Genomic DNA, 22157 nt, shown 5'->3' on the forward strand with positions numbered 1-22157 from the left:
GTAAGCTAATAAATAATTTTACATAAATTTTCGTGTGCATTGAACGATTTATTGGAGCTGTTCGTATTATCTAGGAATTCAGGCAGAGAGGATGTTCATTCACTTGGAAGAGCACGAATTAATTCGTCAAGCCATACAGGGAGACAAAACTGCTCTGTCCCAGCTGCTGCAGCAGCACTATGCTTTTGTTTACAAGTATCTGCTGAAAATAACGCTTAATCCACCGATGGCTGAGGATATTACCCAAGAAACCATGATCCGATGTATCGAAAAAATAAAGCTGTACAATGGAAAATCCAAATTCTCATCTTGGCTCATAACCATCGCCACTCATCTGATGATTGATCAAGGAAGACGGCGCAAACGCGAGAAGCATTGGCAGGAGCAAGAGCAACAGCAATCCTTACGCCAGATGCAGTGGCAGGCCGGACATCAACATGAAGCTTGGCCGGATGTGTTGAATGCCTTGGCAGAACTGCCGCAGGAGAGCCGTATCCCGGTTATTCTCAAGCATTACTATAGTTATACGTATGAGGAAATTGGGCAGATGCTCTCCATTGCAGAGGGCACAGCCAAATCGAGAGTGCACCATGCACTCAAACAATTGCGAAAGGAGCTGGCGTAGATGGAACCGGAAGATCCGAAGAAAAGCGAAGTTTCGGAAAACGGCGAAAGCAAGAACAGGGATGACGGCCAAAGTTATAAAGGCAGTGACGACTCTCGAGGGCTAAAGGGTACGGATGAGATGACGGCACAACAGCTGCAAGAAGGACTTCAACGGCTCGACGAACTCTTTCCGGCTTTCACACCAAGCCCCTCTTGGTTCAATCAGCAAATCGTTGAAACACAAAACAAACAGCGTTCAAAGCTCTGGAGAGACTTGCTCATATTGTGGATAGCCGCTCTGCTGCTGCTCTCGCTTTTATATGCAATGATGAAGGCGCAGCCTGTTGTTTTCATCACTTTTCAAGTTCTCGCTGTTGTAGCGCCTCTGGTCTGGCTACTCGTTCGCAAACAGGAGGAACACCACTATGAATGATCCAAAATGGAATCAACTGCCCCTCTGGGCATGGATCGGTATCCCCCTCCTTCTACTCGCGCAAAGCACATGGCTGTTCATGGATGCGCGCAAACGCGGTTCGAAATACCCATGGTTCTGGGGGATCTGGGGGATCATTCAAGTGCCGATCCCCTTCATCGTCTATCTCTTCGTTGTTCGTAAAATACACCGTATCTGGTCGCGCGAAAATTAATCATACAAGGATGAGAACAAATTTATGGGGAAGTTGGTTGAATGAAGGCAGCTTTATTGACTTTTCAAAAAAGTGGTTTGTTATATGGCTAAAAATTTTAGATAAGGATGATCGTATCCCGAATTCGCAATGGAGATGCTAGTCCATAGAAAAGGCGCAAAAAAGGAAGGACCGGCAGCAAGTACACTGGTACCCATAGACTAGACGCTTTGAAAAAAGTGTTCAGTCTATAGGTACCTTTTTTGTAAGCTTTTCATAGAAAGGACTCCAAACAGCATTCTCGCTTTATTAAGATGACACATGAGCATGAGTTTGGCGTTAGCAATAGGAATAATTTCACAAAAAGTTCATGAAGTGAACTCATAGTGGCGAGGAAACCGATGGCAAAAAATTCATACTTATCTTACAATTAGTTCTATAGTCATGGATCTGAGGAGGGGTATAAATGTCGAAAAACAAAAAAATATGGCGGTTAACCATACGCAAAAAACTGATGTTGGTTTCTCTGCTTTTACTGTTAACACCCATATTAGTGTTAGGTGCCATTACGTATAATGTTTCAACCCAAGAAACCGATAAATTGATTCAAAGCAATTTAAAAAATTCGGTCGAAATGGCTTTGGAGCTAACGGCTGCTTTTGAAAAAGCTTCGAAACAGGGAACAATGTCGAAAGAGGACGCTCAGGAAAGAGTGAAGGAAATACTGCTTGGACCAAAGAAGGATGGAACGCGTTCAATCAATGCCAACATCAATCTCGGTGCCAACGGTTACTTCTTCATTTTGAATGAGAAAGGCGACTTGCTGGCACATCCATCTTTGGAAGGTCAAAACATTATGGATAAACAGACGAAAGACGGATTTTATTACATCAAGGATATGATTCAAAAAGGAAAAAGCGGTGGAGATTTCACGATTTATAATTGGCCGCTTCCCAACTCTACCAAAGAAGGAGAAAAAATCGCGTTTGCTGAGGCCACGAACTCTGATTGGGGTTGGATTATATCGGCAGGCTCCTATATGCAAGATTACAATTCAGGACAAGTTCATATTTTGGACACGATCCTCCTTACATTAATTTGCTGCTCGGTGATTGGAGGCGTGGTGATGACGTTTTTTGCCTTCCATATTTCCAGACCGATTAAGCAGCTTGCCCTTCAGGCGGAACAGTTTGCTAAGGGAGATCTTCGTTCAGCTCAGCTAAAAGTAAGCAATAACGACGAAATTGGTGAACTTGCGGTTTCTTTTGAATTGATGCACAACCATCTACGCCAAATTGTTTCAGGGCTCTTAGCCAATTCAGATAGGTTAACGGACTCTTCTCATGAACTAAACCAGTCCATTGGGGAAACGACAACAGCGAGTAATCAAATTTCGACCTCTATTGAAGATATGGTCATAAGCAATGAAACGCAGGCCCGCAGTGTCAATGAAAGCTCGACAGCAATGGAAGAAATGGCTATTGGCATTCAGCGAATCGCGACAACCTCGTCTGCCGCCTACGAAGCATCAGAGATGACGCTGAAGGAAGCGGAGCAAGGTAACCACCTGATAAACGAGACGACCTTACAGATGAATGCTGTAAGTCTTACAGTAGGCGATCTCTCCAAGATTGTTGAAAAACTTACAGAACGATCTCAGCATATTGGGGACATCGTACAAGTGATCACGGATATTTCCACCCAAACCAATTTGCTCGCATTGAACGCATCTATTGAAGCAGCGCGCGCTGGCGATGAAGGTAAAGGATTCGCTGTCGTAGCCGGCGAGGTGAAAAAGCTGGCCGAACGTTCTTCGGCATCTGCCGCTGAAATTGCCGAGCTGATCCAAGACATCCAATTGGATATGAAGCAGGCTGGTGTGGCGATGGAAAAAGGCGAGCATGAGGTTTCTGCTGGTGTGAGCTCGATCCAGCATACGGGTCAAGCTTTTATTCGTATTCTCGACGCAACGCGGAGCGTTGTGAATCAAGTACAGGAAGCTTCGGCAGCAGCCGAGGAGATGTCTGCCAGCTCGCAGGAAATCGCCGCTTCCTTGCAGGAAATCGAACGAATGGCAAACCAGACCAATGATTTGGCGCATCTGATCTCCTCGTCTACGGAAGAGCAGCTTGCAGCGATGGAGGAGCTGACATCCGCTTCGGAATCATTGGAAATCATGTCCTCAGAGATGCAGTTCATGGCTCATCGATTTAAACTATAAGGCGCAACGATAAGTTTCAAGCCTTCAAATGGAAAGGACCGGCAGCAAGGTGCCGGTCCTTTTTTTCAAATTGTTAGCCGAGCATATTCATCAGGAGTCTGGCCTATAATGGACTTGAAGTCTTTGATGAAATGCGACTGGTCATGATAACCGAGGTCCATGGAGAGCTTGGACCAGTTATGCCTCCGGCTTAGATCCGTCGTCTCCGCTGCGTTCTGGATTCGGGCCAGCTTGATCACCCATTTGGGGCTAACTCCGACGTAGTGGTCGAACAGGCGCTGCAGCGTTCTTTTATTCACATCGAAGTAATCGCAGAGGGTATCGACTTTGGTGAGATCAGGCTTCTGATTGATATGATCGATGATCTGATTAATAAAAACGACCTGTTCATCCCGTTCGGGAAGCTTGGGCCGGATCAGTTGCTCGATATGTGAAACCATAAGATGTTCTTCTTTTTGAGCAAAAACATCCGTCTCAAGTCGACGTGGATCTATGTCAAAAATGCTCTGAACACTCATTGGATTGTTCAACAAGCCGGAAATCGGCTGCTTCAAAAAAGGGTAAAATCCGCCAGGCTTGAACTTGACGCCGAACACGCAGCCTCGGCCTTGCAGGTAATGCCCATACTTCTCTTTCCCAGGACCGTAGATGGCCGTTCGACCCGGTTCAACGAGGAGATTGACGCAAGGATTCGGGATAACATGCTGCAAATAAGGCTCCTGATCGGTTAAATCCCACCTAACTATCCAGTAATGTCGGATGAAATAGGCCAGATCTTCGGAGGGGGCATGTCGCGAAAGCTGGAATTTCTGCTCGCCTTGCTGCAGATTCATAATGCCTAGGCTGGGCTTGGAGGCTTTGGGAATCACTTCGCTCACTCCTTGTCGCGTTTTTACAATACATAGGTTGTACAATTAACTATACTTAATCATAACACATACCAAGGGAGTGGAAGTATATGGATATGGAACTCAAATACGAATTTTACATTGGGGCAGAGCCTAAAGAAGTGTGGGATATTCTCGTGACTCCGGAGGGAACGCGTAAGATTCTCTTTGGCAGTGTACTTCAGTCTACTTTTGAAATTGGATCCGATTATGCTTACGTGGGGCCAGGTAATGACGGTGAGGAAACCGTTCATGTATACGGTAAGATTCTAGCTTACGAACCAGAAAAGCTCATTAGTTGTACCGAACATGCCGGTCCATCTTACAACCCGAATCATGCGGACTTCGAATCTAGAATGACGTTGTCACTTGAGACTGTCGGGAGCTGTACAAAACTAACGTTGGTCAATGATAATTGGACACCTAATCACCCCAGCTTCGAGACTACCAAGGCAAGTTGGTGGATGATTCTGAGCAATATCAAGACGCTGGCGGAGACAGGCAAGACATTGGATTTTGGTTGGTAGGAGTAAATGGAGCACTTAATATTGAGTTTCTCAACAAAAATAGGAGTCGGTAGAGACTCCTATTTTTCCATTTTCAGTAGATATTAATAAAATAGAAGCCTCTAAAGACTGTTATCTATGCTAAAAAGAATACATTTCAAAAAAATCTCCCCAATAACAGCCTTTAAAGACTCTTATCCCTAAAATTTCGCCCTAATCTGAGGAAATAGAAGTCTCTAGAGACTCCTATCCACGATTGTCCTATCCACGATTGCTCTCTACAGAGGTTTCAAAGCCAACGTCACTTTCCCCTCAAGCCCCTCAACCATGTCATGCCAAGCCTTCGGCTTATTCGCCAAAACGGAATAATAGCGTTTCAAGAACTTCACAACGATCCCTGCGTCTAACTGTTCTTGATCCTCATCTGTCGGCAAGAAACAGAGGTCAAGTTCCTCAACCGCTTCTCCATTGTTCTCCCAAGAGGGATGAACGTATGGGAAGTCGATCCGCTTATAGCCCAGATGCGACAACACCTCGCGCCGCACATAAGGATCCATCGGCTTCACGCCGCCGAAAGCATGATCTTCGATCCGATAGGGATCATAAATTTCAGCGAACATCCCCAGCATCGGCTTGCCAGATTCGGCAGCCAATACTTCCAGATCGCTCCAGCGTTTCCGCGCCAGGAACCGACCGATACCAAGCCCAGCTTGACCAATAATGGTGAAGTCCGTCATCGCCACTTGGAAGTCATCATAGTAGCGGTACTCCGTTGTACCTACCACTTTACCTTCATGAACGGCTACGAATACCCGGATACCTGGGTCCTCGAGCGGTTCTTTCCACAATGCGTATTCGAGCACCTCTTCTGGCGGAAATACTTCTTTCATCAGATCATGCATGCTGCGAAACAAAGGATTGTCTATGCTTGTAATCCGTATAAACTCCATAATCAGAACTTCACTCCTTCGTCATATTCGAAATGGATTCCGCCACTCCATCAAAAGCGCATGGTTAAGCGACTCCTCATCTTGCAAATAATCGGGGACAACCTGCACAGGCGTCCGGCCGCAGCGCAGCAAAAAAGTAATAACCGGGTCCTTCAACGCCCCCTCCATAACAGCCCTCACGTAGTCATCTGCGCTCATGGCTAGAGCATGCTTGTGATAGCCTGGCATCCGCCCGCCTCCAAGCAGCCTTCTTAAACCGAGGTGTACGACCACTTCGTACATAGACTGCATCATCAACTTGCCGAGACCAAATTGGCGGTAGGCCGGCGTAATACATATGTCCACAATGTAGAGGGTGTCGCCATCTGGACGATGCGTCCGGATGTACCCATCGTCCGTCAAAGCTGACCAACTATGATCAGCTGCATGCTGCTCCTCATATTCTACGCGAAGCCCTGTTATGGACCCAATAACCTGACCGGCCACCTCTACACAAAGCGCCCCTTCCGGAAATCGGGTGATATGCTCCGTGAGCTGCTCCTCATTCCACCATAGCTCGGAGGGAAAAGGCGGAGGGAAGCTTTCCTGCTGAATGCGAATGAGTGCGTCAAAATCGGCTTTTCCATAATTGCGAATCACAGCCTCGATCGGTTGATCCCCGTCGAAGACGTATAATTTTTTGGCGTACAACTTTCCCTGCTCAATAACTTTCTTGGCAGCTTCTAAATCCATAGTGCACTGTAAGCCCCCTTGATCTCACTTCGTTAGGACCAATCTGTGTACAAATCTGTTCTGCGGTCACGCCACGTGGTGACGGAGCCTTTTTCCCGAACGAGGTTCAGCAGTTCCAGATCCAAATCGGCCGTGACGACCATGTCACCGTTGATCTCGCCTTCTACCAAAATTCCCTTTGGCGGAAAAGGCACATCGTTTGGCGTCAACACCGCGGCCTGACCGAAATTCCCCCTCATGAAATCAACTGTAGGCAGCGCCCCGACAGTCCCCGTCGTGACCACGTAGATTTGATTTTCAATCGTTCTAGCATGGCACGTATAACGTACCCGATGGAATCCGTGCCGGTCATCCGTACACGATGGGGCGAACAGCACATCCGCTCCGCGCGCTCTCGCCATCCGGACGATTTCCGGAAACTCCACATCATAACAGACCAGAATCGCAATGCGGCCTTTATCCGTGTCAAAAACCTGCAAGGAATCCCCAGCACCCATATTCCATTCCTTAACCTCAGTCGGGGTTATATGCAGCTTCTTCTGCTCCCCAATTCGCCCGTCCGGATAAAATAAATGAGCCGTGTTATAAAGCTTGCCCTCCTCCGAGGTAATATGTGTGCCGCCGATCAAATGCATCCCCGTTTGCTTCGCCAACCCCTGAAAAAGCGTTCGATAAGCATCCGTATACGACGGCAATGCTTCAATGGGCAGCGCCTTACCGTTCTCATCACCTATAGACATTAACTGGGTCGTAAATAATTCAGGAAATAGTACAAAATCCGCCTCAAACTCCTGAGCCACCTTCACATAATGCTCCACCTGCGCGGCGAACTCTTCGAAACTATGTATCGTGTGCAAATGATATTGCACCGCAGAAACGCGCATTTTCAACGTCAATCTCTCCTAACTTCGTTAAATGAAAGAAGTCCTGCCTCCCTTTTACAATCGGACAAGCACTCTTCCTCTGACCTTCCCTTCCAGAACCTGCTTAGCAGCCTCCGTAACTCCATCCAGCGAAACCTCTTGATAGACCGTCTGTTCCAGACCTTTTGGCTTCAGTTGCTTTGCAATACGCTCCCACAGGGGCTTTCTAACCTCCGCCCGGCAAGCAACCGAATCAATACCCAACACATTCACACCTCGCAGGATAAAAGGAAACACAGACGCTGCGAACTCACCGCCACCTGTCAAACCACTCAGGGCAACGGAACCGCCATACTTAATCTGGCTTAACACATGGGCAAGGGAGTCACCCCCAACAGGATCGACAGAGCCCGCCCAATACTCCTTATTCAGCGGTTTGTTAACAGAAGGAACAAGCTCCTCCCGAGTTAATACCCGCTTTGCCCCTAAATCCAGCAGATACTGATGATCCGCCGACTTCCCTGTGCTAGCTTCTACTTCATAACCAAGAGCTGCAAGCATGGACACGCTGCTGCTGCCCACTCCTCCGGTTGCACCGCGAACAAGCACGGGTCCCTGCTCTTTGCTTAGCCCATTCTCCTCCATGCGCTGTATGGAGAGCGCAGCGGTAAATCCCGCCGTACCCAGTATCATCGCCTCGCGATGAGTTAATCCCTGCGGAAGAGGCACGACCCAGTCAGCCGGAACACGCGCATAGGCGCTGAATCCGCCGTAATGCCCTGTACCTAGCTCGTAGCTCGTCACCAATACCTCATCGCCTTCGCGAAATCGACGATCTGACGAAGCTACGACGGTTCCGGCCAAATCAATTCCAGGCACCATCGGATAGGCACGCACAACGCGCCCAGTCGGGCTAAGAGCCAGAGCATCTTTATAATTAATTCCTGAAAATAAAACACGGATCGTCACTTCACCTGGAGGTAAGTCCTCCAGCTGCAGATCTTTCACATTGGCGGTAAACTGCTCCTCTGATCGTTCCACTATCAAAGCCCCAAAGCTTTCCATCCTGTTTTCTCCTCCTCGATTCAAAACCAATCTACTTCAACAAATTACCAACTATTTTAGTTTACTACTATCAAGCTCTGGATTCAAAAGCTTGATATTGCTTATCCATACCGCCTACATAAAAAACAGCTTGTGCCATCCTTACGTTAAGAGTTCTTATAAGGTTGATGCAAAGCAAGCTACGCCCAAGTGACGTATTAAGGGACTTTCGCAAATTTATCCGTGTAAAGTTGTACTTTGTACAACTTTACGTAAGCTATTCCACGTTTTCCAACCGAATGTTGCAAAAAATACAACACTTTTAGTCTAAACTAGCTCTACAGCGTATAAAAGGGCTAAATTGTTGTATAGCATACAACATCCCGAGCTTTTCAAGCAGAAATCCAGGAAATTGTTGTACGCAGTACAACTTGCTTTTCTAATTCTCCAATTTTCAAAAAACAGAAACAACTCGTCAGAAAAACATAGTTACTTACAAATGTTTTTGCCTATTCATAATCTCACATAGCCTAGTAAAAATCTTAGCTAACTATCCTAAATAAGGTAAGCTTCATTGCTTACCCCTAAACCCAATATAGACAAAAAAACTCCCCAGTCTAGTTGACCAGGGAGTTCCAAATTACTGCTGCATAAAGCCCGCAGCCGCCAAAAACCGTCCAAAAGCCGCTTGCCCGGCTTCATCACGCTTGAACACGCCTGCGTCCAGCAGCACGTCCATGAACTTGCTGCCGACTTCGGCCTGCAGCACCGCATTGGCTGCGTCCTGCGGCAGCGCCGCGCCGTGCTTCGCGAGCAGCGCTTCGATCCATTCCGCATGCTTATGCAGCGGATGGCTGGCCTCTTCGCGGATCTCGCGGCCGAATGCGGCTTCGCCGGTGAGGAGCTTGGCGATATCCGCCAGCTCCTCTTGCAGGCGGCCTGGCAGCACCGCCAGCCCCATAACCTCAATCAAGCCGATGTTCTCCTTCTTGATGTGGTGCAAGTGCTGGTGCGGATGGAAAATCCCATCCGGATGCTCTTCGCTGGTGCGGTTGTTGCGCAGCACCAGGTCAAGCTCGTACTCGCCCCGTGCATTGTTGCGGGCGATCGGAGTGATCGTGTTATGCGGGACCCGCTGTCCGTCCTTTTCGCTGAAGGCGAGGACGTCTGCTTCCGCATCACTATAGGCGCGCCAGTCTTCGAGCAGCTTGCTCGCCAGCTTATAGAGCTGCTGCTTGTTGTGCCCGCTCAAGCGAAGCACTGACATCGGCCATTTGACGATAGCGGCCTTCACACCGGCAAACTCAGCATGTGAGAATGCTTTCTCACTTGATGCTTTTTCCATCGGGAATTTATGGCGTCCGCCTTGGAAATGGTCGTGGTTCAGAATAGAACCACCTACGATCGGCAGATCCGCGTTCGATCCGATGAAATAATGAGGGAACTGATCGATGAAGTCCAACAAACGATAGAACGTATGCGCCGTCGTTTTCATCGGAATGTGTTTCTCATGGAAGATGATGCTGTGCTCGTTGTAATACACATACGGCGAATATTGGAAGTACCACTTCTCGCCGTCCAATTCCAGTGGAATAACACGCAGATTTTGCCTAGCCGGGTGATTCACACGACCTGCATAGCCTAAGTTGTCAACGCATAGCAGACATAAGGGATAACTGCTTTGCGGCAGTGTTTTGAGCAGGGCAATTTCCTTCGGATCTTTCTCCGGTTTGGAAAGGTTGATCGTGATTTCGAGATCGCCATACGTCGTTTCGGCCAACCAGTAAGCATTTTTCTGAATGCGATCCATCCGAATATAATTGGAATCGATGGATTGCTTGTAGAAGTAATCCGTCGCCGCCTCAACGCTTGTTGTTTTGGCTGTGTTCCAGAATTGATGCACGACCTCGGAAGGACGAGGCATCAACAGCCCCATAATCCGTGCGTCCAGCAAATCACGGTACGTCGTCGTATTCTCTTCCAAGAGGCCTGCTTCGAAAGCTGCATCGAGCAATTCTTCTAGCAGCGCAACCGGACTGTTTAATTTCTCTGTCGGCACTTCGCCTTGATAAGGTTCAACAAGACCGAATAAATCAAGTAAAGCATTGCGAGAAGTATATACATCAAGTTGCTCAATCAGCCCATTTTGCATAGCGAACTGAAGGAGCCTTTCTATGATCAACGCTGCATACTGCGGCGCTTTAACTGTCCGTTCCATGTGCCACGTTCCTTTCTACAAAACAAGCCTCTTTTCAGCTCCGTTCTGCACTGTTGTACGCTGGTTTACGCTGTTCTGCTCTGTTCTGCTCTGTCTGCACCGTTCTACTCCGTTCGGCACTGTTCTGCCCTACTCTACTCTTCGTACCCGTTCGGATGATTTTGGTGCCAGTTCCATGCGCTCTCGATAATGGATTCCAAGGAATCACGTGTCGGTTTCCAACCAAGCTCAGCTCTTGCTCGCTCAGAGGAGGCAATTAGCGTTGCTGGATCTCCGGCTCTACGCGGTTCGATGACGGCAGGAATTGCATGACCGGTTACTTTACGCGCGATTTCAATGACTTCTTTGACCGAGAAACCTGTGCCATTGCCTAGGTTGTAAATATTGCTTTCTGCTCCGCCACGCAGCTTCTCAACCGCAAGAACATGGGCGCTTGCCAAATCACTAACGTGAATGTAGTCGCGTACACACGAACCATCTTCTGTTGCATAGTCTTCTCCAAAGATGGAAATATGCGGCCTTTGACCTAGAGCCACTTGAAGAATGATAGGAATCAGATGCGTCTCTGGGCTATGATCCTCCCCGATTTTGCCACCGGCATGAGCGCCAGCCGCATTAAAATAGCGAAGCGATACATATTTGATACCATGCGCGATATCGAACCATTTCATCATTTTTTCCATAGCCAGCTTCGTCTCGCCATAGGTATTTGTCGGCAAGGTGCGGTCGCTTTCTAGGATTGGAATATTCTCAGGCTCACCATACGTGGCAGCCGTAGAGGAGAAGACGATTTTCTTCACGCCGTATTGTGTCATTTTCTCAAGCAAGCAAAGCGTTCCGTACACGTTATTGTGATAGTATTTCGCAGGATTGGTCATGCTTTCGCCAACTAACGAATTCGCTGCAAAATGGATGATAGCATCGATACTGTTCTCAGTGAAAACCGTATCCAGAAATTCGCCGTCGCGCAAATCCCCTACATACAGCTTGCCCCCAAGCACTGCGTTTTTGTGCCCTTGCTGCAAGTTATCAACGATAACGACTTCTTCCCCTTTGGCAACCAGCTCCGCTACCGCATGGGATCCGATATAGCCCGCCCCGCCTGTTACTAGAATAGCCATTTTACAATGCCTCCTCGAGTTGCTCGACACCATTACCGATATCACATACGTAGAAGCTTGGTGTCAGGCCTGTTTTTTCCGTATATTCTTTACCCACTTGATCGATAAAAGTCTGTACACTGTCCTCATGAACTAGAGAAACCGTGCATCCGCCGAAACCTGCGCCTGTCATACGTGCACCAAGCACACCCGGAACCTTCAGTGCTGCCGCAACCATCGTATCCAGCTCTACCCCTGTTACTTCATAAAGATCACGCAGCGAGTTATGGGATCCGATCATCAGCTTACCGAAAGATTCAAGGTCGTTCGCTTCCAGCACCTCAATGGATTTCAGAACACGGTCAATTTCTTCAATAACATGCTGCGCTCGTTGGCGGATGGTTTCGTCAGGAATAAGATGTTTAAATTCGTTAAATTGCGCAAGGTTCAGTTGACCAAGCAAAGTGATCGAAGGAAACTGCTTTTGCAAATAGGTCACAGCCTGCTCACATTGGCTTCTTCTCTCATTGTAAGCGGAGTCTATCAGACCTCTGCGTTTGTTCGTATTCCCAATAACCAGCTTGTAGCTGCCGCTTTGAAAAGGCACATGGCGATACTCAAGCGTGTCGCACATGAGCAGAATGGCATGATCTTTTTTGCCATTGGCTACCGCGAATTGATCCATGATGCCACTGTTGACGCCAACGAATTGGTTCTCTGTTTTTTGAGCGAGCAGTGCGATTTTCACGGTATCAATCGGATACTTTTCAAGTGTTAATAAGCCAAAAGCTGTAACGACTTCAATGGAAGCCGAGGACGAAAGTCCGGCACCATTCGGGATTTCACCGTGGAACAAAAGATCATAGCCCCGCGTAACAGGGAAACCTTCTTTCGCCAAGTGAACGAAGATCCCTTTCGGATAATTGATCCAGTCGTCCTCTTCTTGATAGGACAAGTCATCTATGGAAATTTGTTTACGAAGTGCCAGGTTTGTCGATGCAAATCCAATTACACGATCTTGTCTTGGACGAATGATCATAGTCGTTCCGAACGTTAACGCTGCAGGGAAAACATAACCGCCATTGTAATCCGTATGCTCACCGATCAAATTGACCCGACCTGGAGCATGAAAAGCTGAAATTGCCGTTGTAGAATTCCCGTAAATTTCAATAAACGTGTGTTTTAGAGTTTGCAAATCTGCCATTGTGGCACCGCCTTTAGTGGATTTAGAAGTGATTTCGCTCGTCATCTGAGGATGATGGAGTCGTTTATGTTTGGTATCTTTGTAACTTCAGTATACGAGAAGAACGCGTGATTGGCTATGGAGGCATGTTATTTCCACATGGAGAAATGTGATCTCAAGCTCACTACTTTTTTATTAGATTTATGATAAAGTTAAGGTATATAAAGATGCGTTGATCGGAGATGAAGAGCAGGCATGCCAAAGTCGGAGAGCTATTACGTTGTATCGAATCCATTGCCTTCCCAGGAAAGTGAATTAACCGTGCTGTTTGCGGGTGAGAGTCAGACGAAGCCTGAGCATCGGTTAGGCCCCAAAGTATATGACTACTTTCTGATTCACTATGTGATATCGGGTAAAGGGATATTCTCTTCGCAAGGTGAAGAGTACGAGCTTGGCTCCGGAGACAGCTTCGTCATCGAGCCTGAACAGCTCATTAGCTACGTTTCCGATGAGACTGATCCGTGGCATTATTGCTGGATCGCTTTTACAGGTACGCAGGCCGCGGCGTTGGTTGCTTCAACTGGATTGAATCCCTTGCAGCCCATTATCCATACGAAGCGCAACCGCCACATCCCTGTCCTTTTTCGCCATATTCAGCAAGCCTTAAGATCCAAAAAAGCGAACGCACAGCTGAAGTCCATTGGATACCTACATTTGTTACTCGGTGAATACTGTGAGACATTGTCTGCTTCCACACTAGCCGGCGTGGTCACGGAAGCAGAGAGTGACCGCATCGTGCAGCAAGCGATTCACTACCTGTCCACCCAATACGCAGAGCCTATCACCATTGAGCTGATGGCCGAGAGTTTGGGCTACAATCGCGCGTATTTATCGCGCATGTTCAAGCGACATACCAAGGTAACACCTGTCACGTTTCTTCTCAAACTGCGTGTGGATAAAGCTCGCCTGCTGCTTCGAGAACGGCTGGAGCTCACCATCGAACAGATCGCATCATCCGTCGGTTTCTATGATCCGCTTTACTTCTCTAAGCAATTTCGACGCTGGTACGGCGTCTCGCCAAGCGAGTATCGAAATCAAATCAAATCGCTTTGATTTGGTCCATGATTCGTTGAGAAAATCAGCCGTGAGCCCTCCTCAGTAATCGAGCCCTCTTTTTTTCAAGCGAATATCAACTGAAGTGAAAATGACACATCGCTATACAGAAGGAGCTGTCCAAAAAGTCATATTGGTAATATTCAGCTCCCACTATCAGAATATTCAAAGCCTGAATACTACTTCCATTGGATTAATCCAATAGAAGTAGAAGTTTGACAGCCAATATGTTAATTCCATTGGATTATCTCCAATAAAAGCACGAACTCCGAGGCATGAGAGTCGATTCCATTGGAAACTGTCCAACCTGCTCTCGAGCCAACGATTCGCCACCCTCGCAAGTATCAGATAAAACCCTTCACGCAGTTCCTGAAGCATGTCGTAAGGGGGGTACTGAAAATATCTGTACTCCCCAATCCTAAATCTACCCACATCGATCGTAAAAGTATACCTTAGAATCGCTCTTTTTGTCGCATTTGCTCATGAGAAAGCAAGATATCGAAAGGGTGGTCGATCAACCCTTCACAAGTCAGGAATTCGGAATGAGAGAGCAACATTTCGAATGCCACCCTGTGATAAAACTAAACATGAAAACATTTAAGGAGATGAGGGTATGAGCATGCTGAAAGGTAAAATAGCTTTAGTAACGGGTGCAAGTCGGGGAATTGGACGTGGGATTGCTTTGCGTCTAGCACAGGATGGCGCCATTGTCGCCGTACATTACGGAAAGAATTACGATGCTGCAGAGGAAGTGGTACGCGAGATTCAGCATAAAGGCGGCTCCGCCTTTACACTCGGTGCTGACTTGAATGTCGTAAACGGCGTTCGCGATTTATATGTGGGCTTGGACGAAGCCCTCGAGAAGCACACTGGCGGTAATCAGTTTGATATTCTTGTTAATAACGCTGGAATCGGGCAAAGTGGAACCATCGAGGAGACGACAGAACAATCTTTTGACGAAGTCATGAGTCTCCACGTCAAAGCACCGCTATTCCTTATCCAACAAGCATTGCCTCGTCTAAGAGATGAGGGCCGCATCATCAATATATCTTCGGCTGTTACCCGTTTGGCTTTCCCTAATTTTCTGGGCTACAGCATCTCAAAAGGTGCGCTCAACACACTCACTTTCGTCTTAGCACAGCATCTTGGGAATCGCAGCATTACGGTGAACGCCATCCTGCCAGGCATCATCGATACCGATATGAATGCGGGAACACTGCAGGATCCAAATGGGCAGAAATTCGCTGCCGGTCTTTCTCCTTTTAACCGATGGGGGCAGCCTGAAGATGTGGCCGATATCGCCGCCTTTCTTGCCTCTTCGGACAGCCGCTGGATAACAGGGCAATTGATTGATGCAAGCGGCGGATCTCATCTATAAAATGGAATGACTAAAAAAGCTTGGCGGATGCGCCAAGCTTTTTTAACAGCATTCATACCATTACTTCGCATTCGAATCCGCTTTTCGAGGAGAACTATTATAACGGCCCCTAAAATAACTGCGAGAGTGCAGGTATTTTGCTAAAAAGCGGTTTAGAAGTGAAAAGCCTGCTAATATGCAAGAATTTCAGCATTTCCATCATGCAAATTAAAAAAAAGACCAAAAAAGCCTGCACGATTGCAGGAATTTACGAGATACGAGCTATTAATAGAAAAAAAGCATGTACAATTGCATGGATTACCAAAACCACAGTCGCTCCTTCTCGTTAAAGTTCGTTCCAGCCCTATAAACTCTTATAACAAAGCACCCCACCGATAGTCGGATAGGGTGCTCAACACAGTACTTTATTTCAACTTGAAGCGGTTGATTTGGTCCTGTAGATCGACCGCTAACACGCTAAGCGATTCGGAGGAGGAGCTGATCTCCTCCATCGATTGCAGCTGCCCGCTTGCTGACTTGGCAATGGCTTGCAGTTCATCCATAGCCTGCTTAACGATATGGACTGTCTCCTCAGATGAGGCGGCCACCTCTTCGGTTCCAGCTGATATTTCCTCTGATGCAGCTGATACTTCCTGGATTTGATCGTTTACATGATGGATCGAGGCCAGAATCGATTGGAATACTTGCCCAGCTGTTTGAACGAGAGCCGAGCCTTTCTCAACCTCTGAGAGTCCGCCTCGCATCGAGTTTGATGCTTCTTTCGTAGCATTGATCGTTTCACCGATAATGGATGTGATGTTCACGGTCGCACTGCTTGTTTGCTCCGCTAACTTCTTGACCTCGCTAGCGACGACGGCGAAGCCTCTACCATGTTCGCCAGCTCTTGCCGCTTCAATGGAAGCGTTCAAGGCAAGCAGGTTAGTTTGCGAGGCGATTTCGGAAATAAAGCCAACAATTTGGCGAATTTGCTCGGATTTCACTTCTAAGCCGTGCACGAGTTTGGCAGTATGTTCTACAGCATGACTAACTTGTCGCATTTGGGTAATTGCTTGTTGAATTTCCCCGTTTCCACGGCTCACTTCTTGAACGACACTTTGTGCGGTTTCCGAGACATTCGTGGACGATTCGGCAATTTTCTGCACGCCCGATGACATTTCACCCATCGCGGTCGAAATTTGTTCGGATGCCTGGTAGTTGGCTTCGGAACCCCGCACAACTTGCCCCACTGCTGCAGTGATATGTTCGGAAGCTTTCGTCGATTCACTTGCAATTGCAGTGAGCTGCTCGGAAGATGCAGCGGTATGCGAAACAGCTTCTGATATTTTGCAAATCATCCTGGAAAAAGAATCGAGCATCGCATTGATGTTCTTGCGCATCGAGGCGATTTCATCCTCACCATGGGTGTTCAATCGGCCGGATAAATCACCTTGCCCTACTCGCTGCATGAGGGATGAAATCGTCGTGATTGGGCGAATCATCATCCGTGAGACTATCATAGCTAATACAATGACAAGCAGCGCAGATATAGCTAGCATGATGGCTGCATTTTTCTTTAGGAGATCTACTTTCTGGAATACTTCCGATTGCTCCCCGGTCAAAATAAGCTTCCAACCCGTGGCTTCAATGGTTTGATGAGCAGCTGACTTTAGTAGGCCATCTGGTTCTTTGTACAGGATATACCCGCTCTTATCCTTGAATACCGTATTTTTGTAAAGATCCATCTTCTCTGCCGTGGATGATTCCGCGAGTTTTTGCCCCGTTTTCTTCGGGTGCACGAGATATGTACCGCTTGGTGAGAGTAAATAACCGTAGCCTGTTTCGCCGAATTTGATACGATTGATGATGGACAGCATTTGTTCAGGAATGAGGAAAGATTGCACGATGCCGCGGAAATCGCCTTTGCCGTCCACGAGCGGAACATCGATGATGATAATGTTTTTGCCGCTGCTTTCCTCCTTTATGATTTCGGACACCGACACTTTCTTATCAACTATAGCTTTCTTGAAATTATCAAATTTGCTTGCGTCCAACTTATCGCCAGCCGTGTCAATGGACATGCCCTGCGGGTCAATATAGGCAAAACGATACACTTCCGGATCGCTTTCCGCCATAACTTTCAGCACGGGTAAGATCGTGTTTACTTTACCATTCATAAAATCTGGATGGGCTTTAACAACAGATTGAATAGACGCAATTTTGCTATTCAGCCAGGCATTGATCTCGCTCGTACTAAGCTCCGCAAGACGCATTTGCTGATCTTTGGTGTCAGATTCAACAACAGATGAGGATTGAGAGGTCAGAATAAGCATAGAGATCAAAAGAGGGATCAGTGAGACGGCCAGAAGCAGCAGCGTCATTTTCACCTTCAGCGACTTGGCTCCTAATAAGGTTCGTAAAACAGACATTTGTGGCATTCTTCCTTCCGCGGTTATGTGTAATAGGTTATGAAAAATATGGAGTGGAATGGGATTTCGCCATCATTCGACATTTCCCCTGTAATTTACGATACGTATTGATTGGTAATTGTTGACAATGCTATTCGAAAGAACACTGCTCAACCAGAGACCGTCGATTCATTCATCCAATCTTGCTCTACATGGAGGTGTCTTAAATCGGGATCAATCGTCATATATATGCTCAATTGAGGTTGCTGGATGAATCCCTATTCGCGGTTGAATGATGTTGTAGTAAGTGCAACAATTGCAGCCTAAATCTCGCCTTTCTCCCTTCATTGTTGCATGATGTACAACAATTTGGTCCTATACAGGCCATTTCGTAACAAGTGGGTTCAAAATGTTGTACAAACTACAACTTCAAGTTGCTAAATAGCCTTTGGGCGTTTGAATTGTTGTAGATAATACAACATCGGTAACCACTATAGCCCATTTGCCCCACGAAATCTGTATGATTCTAAAATCAAATTTTGGAGTTTTGAATACCAGTTGTGAGGAGCCATAATTAATCAATCGACAGTCTCCAACCATCCAAAACCGCAGAAATACAAACGAGGCCCCTACGATCAAATAAGTAGACAAAAAAAATGCACCGACTCGGGAATACTCCCTAGCGGTGCATTTTTTATTTTTATCGTTTACCTGGATCGTAAGGTTCACCAAGAGCTGATGGCGCTTTAGCCCGGCCTACTGCGCCTGCCAGTACTAAAATGGTTAGGACATAAGGCAGCATGTAGAGGAATTCTTGCGGAATATTTTTCGAGAATTCGAACAAACGCATGAAGTTGTTGAGCGCCTGCGCCATTCCGAAGAAGACTGCTGCGCCCAGCGCGCCCACTGGATGCCATTTGCCGAAAATCATCGCAGCCATCGCAATAAACCCTTGACCTGAGATCGTGTTATGTGAAAAGGCACTTGTTGTCGTGAGCGTAATGGTCGCGCCGCCAAGTCCGCCTAACAGACCACTAATCAACACGGCGATGTAGCGAATGCGCTTCACTTTAACCCCTACGGTATCCGCGGCACTCGGGTGCTCGCCAACGGAACGAAGACGCAAGCCGAATGGTGTCTTGAACAGCACATAGTAAGTAACCGCGACAAGAATCAATGCAATGTAAGTTGTCGGATAGGCATTGAAGAATGCATATCCGATATACGGTATTTTGGACAAAATCGGAATTTCCCATTTGGAAAACACATCATTTAGCGTTTCTGTTTGACCAGCACCATTGAACAGCACTTTAACCAAATACAACGTTACACCTGCTGCCAAGAAGTTAATCACAACACCGCTGATGACTTGATTGGCTTTGAACGAAATCGTTGCTACGGCATGGATCAGCGCGAAAATGAGCGCAAATAGCATGGCTGTCAGTAAACCGATCCATGGGGACCAGATACCCATATTCGCCTCTTCTGCATAATAAGCACCAACGGCCGAAGCGAATGCGCCGGAAACCATGAGGCCCTCGATTCCGATATTGACTACTCCGGAGCGCTCCGAGTAAATCCCACCCAAGGCTCCAAAGATGAGCGCCGTCGAATAGACGAGCGTCGTGTTGATAAGTTCACTAAATTTAATGAAAAACGCGTTAAGCATGGTGAGCAGGTCCATGTTACGTAGCCCTCTCTTTCTTGCGTTTACTATAGAACGGGATGAGCACCCATTTAACGATACCTTGGGTTGCAACGAAGAAAATCACTGAGCCGATGACAATACGGATAATCTCCGGCGGCACATCAGCACCAAAGCTCATGCCTGCTGAACCGTAAGACAATCCGCCGAACAGTGCGGCCCCCAGAACAATCCCTATTGGATTGTTAGCACCTAGCAGGGATACTGCAATCCCATCAAACCCGTAACCTGGGAAGCCTGCTGAAACAACTTGATAGTGGAATACACCAAGAACTTCAAACACGCCCGCAAGCCCGGCAAAAACACCCGAGATAAACATCGCTTTAATAATGTTCTTCTTCACGTTCATACCGGCATATTTCGCAGCATCGATGTTATGACCAACTGCACGCAGCTCGTAGCCCTGCTTCGTTTTCCATAGGATGATATAGAATACAATCGCTGCGAGTATCGCAATGAGTGTACCCCAGTGCATCCTTGCGTTCTCCAGCATAGTCGATAGCCATGTGATACTCAGAGATGCCGACTCTTGGATCATGTAGGAACGCTGCTGCTTCGGCTCTAGAAGAAATTGATTAATGATATAATTCGACAGGAACAACGCGATCCAGTTCAACATAATCGTTGTAATGACTTCATTAACTCCACGCTTTGCTTTCAAATAGCCCGCAATAGCTCCCCATAGTCCACCAATAAGCGCACCAACGATTACAGCTAACGGAGCATGAATAATCCATGGAAGACCTGTCAATTTGACACCGATAAATGTGGCCCCCGTCATACCCATGACGAATTGCCCTTCTGCACCGATATTAAACAAGCCTGTACGAAAGGCGAATGCAACGGATAATCCCGTCAAAATAAGAGGGGTAATCGCACGAATAGATTCACCTATATCATACGAATTACCAAAAATACGAGAAAATAACGCCCCGTAGGCGGCAATCGGGTTATATCCGCCTGCCAGCATTACGAGTGCTCCGAATAACAGCCCAAGTATAATCGCCACGATCGGATTCACCGCTGATTCACTTGTAAAAATGCGAGCAACCTTATTCATGAGCAGCTCCTTTCTCTGTGCGCTTACTGCCAGCCATAAGCAAACCAATCTCTTGATCGTTCGTCTCCTGCGGCAGCACTTCTCCCACAATCTGTCCTTCATAGATGACGGCAATGCGATCCGACACATTCATAATTTCATCCAGCTCAAAAGAAATCAACAGAACTGCTTTGCCTTTGTTGCGCTGCTCGATCAATTGACGATGCACGAACTCGATTGCACCGACATCCAATCCCCGCGTCGGTTGCGCGGCAATAAGAAGATTGGGATTTTTGTATATTTCCCTGGCAATAATCGCCTTTTGTTGATTACCACCTGACAAGGAACGCGCTTTATTGTAGATACTTGGCGTTCTAACGTCGAACTGCTTAATCAACGCTTCCGCATGGCGATCGATAGCTTCATAATTCAAGAAACCAGCTTTGTTATACGCAGGATGAAAATAAGTTTCAAGCACCATGTTCTCGCTCATAGTAAAATCGAGTACGAGTCCATGCTTGTGCCGGTCCTCAGGAATATGCGACAATCCAGCCTCGGAGATTTCTCTCGGCGTATGGTTTGTAATATCGCTTCCCATCAGCAGCACACGACCGCTATCAATGGAACGCAGCCCGGTTAATGCCTCGATTAATTCACTCTGTCCATTGCCGTCAACACCAGCGATGCCCAGAATTTCTCCGGCTTTCACTTCAAAGTTAAGCCCCTTCAGAGCAGCTAAACCCTGCTGGTTACGCGCGACTAATTCCTTCACCTGGAGAACGGGTTCTCCAAGCTTCACATCCTGCTTGTTCACCTTAAAGGAGACATCGCGCCCGACCATCTTCTCCGCCAGAATTTGCGGATTGGTCTTCGCGATTTCTAATGAATCAATTACCTTGCCCCGACGAATGATCGTCACGGTATCGGCAATCTCCATAATTTCTTTCAGCTTATGTGTAATGAGAATGATGGATTTGCCCTCTTTGACAAGATTGCGCATAATGACCATCAATTCACTAATCTCTTGCGGCGTTAGTACAGCTGTAGGTTCATCAAAAATAAGAATATCGGCGCCGCGATACAGCGTTTTCAATATTTCGACACGCTGCTGCATGCCGACGGAGATATCTTCAATTCTCGCTTTTGGATCCACTCGCAAACCATATTGTTCCGATAACTTGCGTACTTTGTCTTGCGCTGTTTTGTAATCGATTTTCGACCCTTTTTTGGGCTCCATGCCCAAAATAATGTTTTCTGTCACGGTAAATGGCTGAACCAGCTTGAAATGCTGATGCACCATACCAATGCCAAGCTCGATAGCACGATTCGGGCTATCAATAAACACTTCCTTGCCTTGCACTTTAATGTTACCTTCATCTGGCTGATAAAGTCCGAACACAATGTTCATTAGTGTTGATTTACCCGCGCCATTTTCGCCAAGCAAGGCATGAATTTCACCCTTCATCAGCTTTAAACTAATGGCATCATTCGCCACTATTCCTGGAAACCGCTTCGTAATGTTGCTAAGCTCAACAACAGGGACTACTTCACTCATCAGATCACCCTAAGGATCAATTTTTTTTAATTACCTCTAAAACTAAA

Annotated in this window: 20 protein-coding genes; 7 read left to right on the forward strand and 13 right to left on the reverse strand. The window is 47.0% G+C overall.

The window, feature by feature from the left end; genetic code table 11:
• Nucleotides 1-103: 103 nt before the first annotated feature.
• From sigY to AC58U0_RS28690, 4 genes are all read left to right on the forward strand, one after another.
• Nucleotides 104-625 (forward strand): RNA polymerase sigma factor SigY, encoded by a 522-nt coding sequence (gene sigY / locus AC58U0_RS28675; protein WP_246359217.1) that lies wholly within the window; start codon nt 104-106, stop codon nt 623-625.
• Nucleotides 626-1039 carry a YxlC family protein gene (locus AC58U0_RS28680; RefSeq protein ID WP_497382257.1) on the forward strand — a complete coding sequence of 138 codons (414 nt, stop codon included), beginning with the start codon at nt 626-628 and terminating at the stop codon, nt 1037-1039.
• On the forward strand, nt 1032-1253 hold the full coding sequence (locus tag AC58U0_RS28685) for a sigmaY antisigma factor component (protein WP_497382258.1): 222 nt from the start codon (nt 1032-1034) through the stop codon (nt 1251-1253). The genes AC58U0_RS28680 and AC58U0_RS28685 overlap by 8 nt, the downstream gene beginning before the upstream one ends.
• 445 nt (nt 1254-1698) lie before the next feature.
• On the forward strand, nt 1699-3453 hold the full coding sequence (locus AC58U0_RS28690) for a methyl-accepting chemotaxis protein (RefSeq protein ID WP_497382259.1): 1755 nt from the start codon (nt 1699-1701) through the stop codon (nt 3451-3453).
• 65 nt (nt 3454-3518) lie between these two features.
• Here AC58U0_RS28690 and AC58U0_RS28695 read toward each other — a convergent pair whose 3' ends face one another.
• Nucleotides 3519-4322: a DUF6597 domain-containing transcriptional factor gene (locus AC58U0_RS28695; RefSeq protein ID WP_497382260.1), complete on the reverse strand. Its 804-nt coding sequence runs from the start codon at nt 4320-4322 to the stop codon at nt 3519-3521.
• Between the two features lie 89 nt (nt 4323-4411).
• Here AC58U0_RS28695 and AC58U0_RS28700 point away from each other — a divergent pair, with 89 nt between their 5' ends.
• Complete coding sequence (locus AC58U0_RS28700) at nt 4412-4867, forward strand: SRPBCC domain-containing protein (RefSeq protein WP_497382261.1); 456 nt, start codon at nt 4412-4414, stop codon at nt 4865-4867.
• 257 nt (nt 4868-5124) lie between these two features.
• Here the strand turns inward: AC58U0_RS28700 and AC58U0_RS28705 are convergent, their stop codons facing one another.
• The 7 genes from AC58U0_RS28705 to AC58U0_RS28735 form a co-directional block, all read right to left on the reverse strand.
• On the reverse strand, nt 5125-5796 hold the full coding sequence (locus AC58U0_RS28705; RefSeq protein WP_497382262.1) for a GNAT family N-acetyltransferase: 672 nt from the start codon (nt 5794-5796) through the stop codon (nt 5125-5127).
• Between the two features lie 21 nt (nt 5797-5817).
• Complete coding sequence (locus AC58U0_RS28710; RefSeq protein ID WP_497382263.1) at nt 5818-6528, reverse strand: GNAT family N-acetyltransferase; 711 nt, start codon at nt 6526-6528, stop codon at nt 5818-5820.
• 32 nt (nt 6529-6560) lie between these two features.
• Nucleotides 6561-7418 (reverse strand): carbon-nitrogen hydrolase family protein, encoded by an 858-nt coding sequence (locus AC58U0_RS28715; protein ID WP_171649609.1) that lies wholly within the window; start codon nt 7416-7418, stop codon nt 6561-6563.
• A gap of 48 nt (nt 7419-7466) precedes the next feature.
• On the reverse strand, nt 7467-8456 hold the full coding sequence (locus AC58U0_RS28720; protein ID WP_497382264.1) for an acrylyl-CoA reductase family protein: 990 nt from the start codon (nt 8454-8456) through the stop codon (nt 7467-7469).
• A 619-nt stretch (nt 8457-9075) separates the two neighbouring features.
• A complete protein-coding gene (locus AC58U0_RS28725) occupies nt 9076-10653 on the reverse strand; it encodes a UDP-glucose--hexose-1-phosphate uridylyltransferase (protein ID WP_497382265.1) in 1578 nt (525 codons plus the stop codon).
• A gap of 134 nt (nt 10654-10787) precedes the next feature.
• Nucleotides 10788-11774, reverse strand: a complete 987-nt coding sequence (galE, locus tag AC58U0_RS28730) for a UDP-glucose 4-epimerase GalE (RefSeq protein WP_497382266.1) — start codon at nt 11772-11774, stop codon at nt 10788-10790.
• A 1-nt stretch (nt 11775) separates the two neighbouring features.
• A complete protein-coding gene (locus tag AC58U0_RS28735; RefSeq protein WP_497382267.1) occupies nt 11776-12957 on the reverse strand; it encodes a galactokinase in 1182 nt (393 codons plus the stop codon).
• Nucleotides 12958-13191: 234 nt separating this feature from the next.
• Here AC58U0_RS28735 and AC58U0_RS28740 point away from each other — a divergent pair, with 234 nt between their 5' ends.
• Nucleotides 13192-14049 (forward strand): AraC family ligand binding domain-containing protein, encoded by an 858-nt coding sequence (locus tag AC58U0_RS28740; RefSeq protein ID WP_497382268.1) that lies wholly within the window; start codon nt 13192-13194, stop codon nt 14047-14049.
• Nucleotides 14050-14214: 165 nt separating this feature from the next.
• Here the strand turns inward: AC58U0_RS28740 and AC58U0_RS28745 are convergent, their stop codons facing one another.
• Nucleotides 14215-14481 (reverse strand): 2OG-Fe(II) oxygenase, encoded by a 267-nt coding sequence (locus AC58U0_RS28745; RefSeq protein WP_497382269.1) that lies wholly within the window; start codon nt 14479-14481, stop codon nt 14215-14217.
• A gap of 181 nt (nt 14482-14662) precedes the next feature.
• Between AC58U0_RS28745 and AC58U0_RS28750 the strand changes: the two genes are divergently transcribed.
• Nucleotides 14663-15427, forward strand: a complete 765-nt coding sequence (locus tag AC58U0_RS28750) for an SDR family oxidoreductase (protein WP_497382270.1) — start codon at nt 14663-14665, stop codon at nt 15425-15427.
• Between the two features lie 404 nt (nt 15428-15831).
• On the opposite strand, the gene AC58U0_RS28755 is transcribed toward AC58U0_RS28750, so the two are convergent.
• The 4 genes from AC58U0_RS28755 to AC58U0_RS28770 all read right to left on the reverse strand — a co-directional run bounded on the left by AC58U0_RS28755 (nt 15832) and on the right by AC58U0_RS28770 (nt 22110).
• Entirely contained in the window at nt 15832-17832 is a 2001-nt protein-coding gene (locus AC58U0_RS28755) for a methyl-accepting chemotaxis protein (RefSeq protein WP_497382271.1), read from the reverse strand.
• Nucleotides 17833-18511: 679 nt separating this feature from the next.
• Complete coding sequence (locus AC58U0_RS28760) at nt 18512-19495, reverse strand: ABC transporter permease (RefSeq protein WP_497382272.1); 984 nt, start codon at nt 19493-19495, stop codon at nt 18512-18514.
• A 1-nt stretch (nt 19496) separates the two neighbouring features.
• Nucleotides 19497-20576 (reverse strand): ABC transporter permease, encoded by a 1080-nt coding sequence (locus tag AC58U0_RS28765; protein WP_057302818.1) that lies wholly within the window; start codon nt 20574-20576, stop codon nt 19497-19499.
• Nucleotides 20569-22110 carry an ABC transporter ATP-binding protein gene (locus tag AC58U0_RS28770; RefSeq protein WP_497382273.1) on the reverse strand — a complete coding sequence of 514 codons (1542 nt, stop codon included), beginning with the start codon at nt 22108-22110 and terminating at the stop codon, nt 20569-20571. Before AC58U0_RS28770 ends, AC58U0_RS28765 begins: the two co-directional genes overlap by 8 nt.
• Nucleotides 22111-22157 lie beyond the last annotated feature (47 nt).

This window comes from Paenibacillus sp. J31P190, from assembly GCF_059692075.1.

What these genes read in the sequence shown, in the direction of transcription:
- AC58U0_RS28680 (WP_497382257.1), top strand. Translation starts at nt 626, where the DNA reads ATGGAACCGGAAGATCCGAAGAAAAGCGAAGTTTCGGAAAACGGCGAA.
- AC58U0_RS28750 (WP_497382270.1), top strand. Translation starts at nt 14,663, where the DNA reads ATGAGCATGCTGAAAGGTAAAATAGCTTTAGTAACGGGTGCAAGTCGG.
- AC58U0_RS28725 (WP_497382265.1), bottom strand. Translation starts at nt 10,653, where the DNA reads ATGGAACGGACAGTTAAAGCGCCGCAGTATGCAGCGTTGATCATAGAA.
- AC58U0_RS28755 (WP_497382271.1), bottom strand. Translation starts at nt 17,832, where the DNA reads ATGTCTGTTTTACGAACCTTATTAGGAGCCAAGTCGCTGAAGGTGAAA.
- AC58U0_RS28690 (WP_497382259.1), top strand. Translation starts at nt 1,699, where the DNA reads ATGTCGAAAAACAAAAAAATATGGCGGTTAACCATACGCAAAAAACTG.
- AC58U0_RS28735 (WP_497382267.1), bottom strand. Translation starts at nt 12,957, where the DNA reads ATGGCAGATTTGCAAACTCTAAAACACACGTTTATTGAAATTTACGGG.
- AC58U0_RS28700 (WP_497382261.1), top strand. Translation starts at nt 4,412, where the DNA reads ATGGATATGGAACTCAAATACGAATTTTACATTGGGGCAGAGCCTAAA.
- AC58U0_RS28770 (WP_497382273.1), bottom strand. Translation starts at nt 22,110, where the DNA reads ATGAGTGAAGTAGTCCCTGTTGTTGAGCTTAGCAACATTACGAAGCGG.
- AC58U0_RS28705 (WP_497382262.1), bottom strand. Translation starts at nt 5,796, where the DNA reads ATGGAGTTTATACGGATTACAAGCATAGACAATCCTTTGTTTCGCAGC.
- AC58U0_RS28710 (WP_497382263.1), bottom strand. Translation starts at nt 6,528, where the DNA reads ATGGATTTAGAAGCTGCCAAGAAAGTTATTGAGCAGGGAAAGTTGTAC.
- AC58U0_RS28720 (WP_497382264.1), bottom strand. Translation starts at nt 8,456, where the DNA reads ATGGAAAGCTTTGGGGCTTTGATAGTGGAACGATCAGAGGAGCAGTTT.
- AC58U0_RS28760 (WP_497382272.1), bottom strand. Translation starts at nt 19,495, where the DNA reads ATGGACCTGCTCACCATGCTTAACGCGTTTTTCATTAAATTTAGTGAA.
- galE (WP_497382266.1), bottom strand. Translation starts at nt 11,774, where the DNA reads ATGGCTATTCTAGTAACAGGCGGGGCGGGCTATATCGGATCCCATGCG.
- AC58U0_RS28740 (WP_497382268.1), top strand. Translation starts at nt 13,192, where the DNA reads ATGCCAAAGTCGGAGAGCTATTACGTTGTATCGAATCCATTGCCTTCC.
- AC58U0_RS28685 (WP_497382258.1), top strand. Translation starts at nt 1,032, where the DNA reads ATGAATGATCCAAAATGGAATCAACTGCCCCTCTGGGCATGGATCGGT.
- AC58U0_RS28765 (WP_057302818.1), bottom strand. Translation starts at nt 20,576, where the DNA reads ATGAATAAGGTTGCTCGCATTTTTACAAGTGAATCAGCGGTGAATCCG.